Raw genomic sequence first — 2,158 nt, 5'->3', positions numbered from 1 at the left:
GCGATGCCAATACTTGCACTTGTGAACGCTTCTTGTCCCCCAAGGTCAAAGGGTAAGGCAAGTTCCTGTTGAATGCGCTGGGCCACTTTAATAGCATCTAACACATTTTGGATTCCCGCCAGTAGGATCGTAAATTCGTCTCCCCCAAGCCGTGCCACTGTATCTTGTGAGCGTATACACACCAGTAGCCTATCTGCAATAGCAAGCAGAAATTGGTCTCCTTTTAGATGTCCTAGACTGTCATTGATCACCTTAAACCCATCCAGGTCGAGAAACAGTACAGCAAATAAATAATTCTCCTGCCGTAAAGCTAACTCAAGTGCATATTTTAAGCGCTCCATAAACAAAGCTCGGTTTGGTAGCCCAGTAAGAGCATCGTGAAACGCATTCTGTAGCAGCTGTTCTTCTGCTTGTTTACGCTCGGTAATATCATGGGTGATTCCAAGAATCTGATAAACTTCTCCTAGTTCATTCAAAAGCGGCACATAAGTAACAACTATAAAGAAAGGGTCATAACCAGGCAAATTAATCTCGCATTCTCCAGTTTGCAATGTGTATGTCTCCACAGTTTGTCGGAGAATTGGCATATAACTGTTTGTGACTGACAACGGAAATAGTTCTTCATCTGTGTGATTCAGAAGTGCTTCTTTAGGATAACCACTGCGTTTAACTCCAAAACTATTGACAAACTGCAACCGTAACTCGGCATCATAAATTACAAATGTATCGGGTATGTTATCAATTGCTAATCGGAATCGTTCTTCACTCAAACGCAAAGCCTTCTCTGCCTGCTTACGCTCGACAATTTCAGCTTCTAGTTGCCTGTTAGCCTTTAATAGTTCAGCAAATGACTCTTGTAATTGAGTAGCCATTTGGTTATGAGCCTGAGCGAGAACTCTTAGTTCGTTAATGGCGTCTACTGTAACAGTTTGGTCTAACTGACCATTAGCGATTTCCTTAGAGGCTAAACTTAAGCGAATAATTGGTTGAGTAATCCAATGAGAAGTAAACACTCCTGTCACTGTAGCTAGTATTAATGCTCCTAAACACAGTAAAATAGTCATTCGTGAGTTAGCTTCGATATGTTCCATAAAGTCGCCTTCTGGAACCACCACCACAATCAGCCAATCTAGCCCGTAGCTGTCTGTGAATGGCATTAGCTGTATAAATTGCCGCTTGCCATCAATTTCAAAGTCAAGTTGCTGGTTAGAATTAATGTTTTTAAAATTATCAAACTGTGCATTCAAATACTGTGCTGTCAAACGAGTCATACGATCTCTGCTTGCGAGTACTGTCAGCTGTTTGTATTTCACCTGTCCTTCCTTCTGGTTCAGGATAAAAGGTTGTTCAGCCGTTGAACTTGCTACCAAGTTTCCAGAGCGCTCGATAATAAATGTCTTTCCTGAGCGTCCGATCTTTAAATTGTGCAAAAACTCACCCAGTTGCGAAAGAGATAACGTTGCATTCGTAACACCTAGCAAGGTACCTGTCTGGTCATAAACAGGTCGGGTAGAACTGATCGCTAGCCCTGACGAAGAAAAATACGGATAAATTTCAGTCCAAGTAGCTTTACCTGCTTTTACAGCCTTTTTGTACCAGGGACGAGTGCGAGGATCAAAAGTTGTGCTAACTTGAATTAACTTGAGGCGATTACCTTGGCTATTAGTGGTATAGGTATGATATCTACCACCCGTTGATTGGTTCTTTACTCGGATTACTAGTGAACCATCATTCAAACGATCTACCGAATAAATTTCTCCCTCTACACTTCCAAAAGCGATCGGGCTTAGAAACTTGAATAACTGTATTTGCTGCCAGAAATGGCATTCTAGACTTTTTGTATCTTTCAAATCCAATTCACCAAAATGGAGGGCATTGGCATTAATCTGAGTGATGAGTTGGGGTTTCTCCATATAATTGGTGATATGTTCATGAATTCTATTTGCCACTTCACTTCTCAAAAGAGTAGCAACTTCATTAACATCTCTCTGCCCATTTTTTAAGGAAAAGAATGCTGTTAGCCCCACAACAGCAAAGATTTGCAGTAGAAAAGGTACTATGATAGCTATGCGGAGCGGTACTCTCATTAACCCAATTGAAATTGGACGCCAGAAATTTTGCATTGTCATCTGCGGATAATTTCAAAAAATATTGTTAA

General features: G+C 41.0%; 1 protein-coding gene. It reads right to left on the bottom strand.

Annotated features, from left to right (window positions below):
* Positions 1-2,123: diguanylate cyclase domain-containing protein (locus tag H6G97_RS50275; protein WP_190947679.1), on the bottom strand; the 2,123-nt coding region annotated here is incomplete at its 3' end.
* Positions 2,124-2,158: the final 35 nt, after the last annotated feature.

Origin of the sequence: Nostoc flagelliforme FACHB-838, assembly GCF_014698065.1 — a bacterium.
Classification (GTDB): Bacteria; Cyanobacteriota; Cyanobacteriia; order Cyanobacteriales; family Nostocaceae; genus Nostoc; species Nostoc flagelliforme_B.
This window is presented reverse-complemented; position numbering and strand designations above follow the sequence as displayed.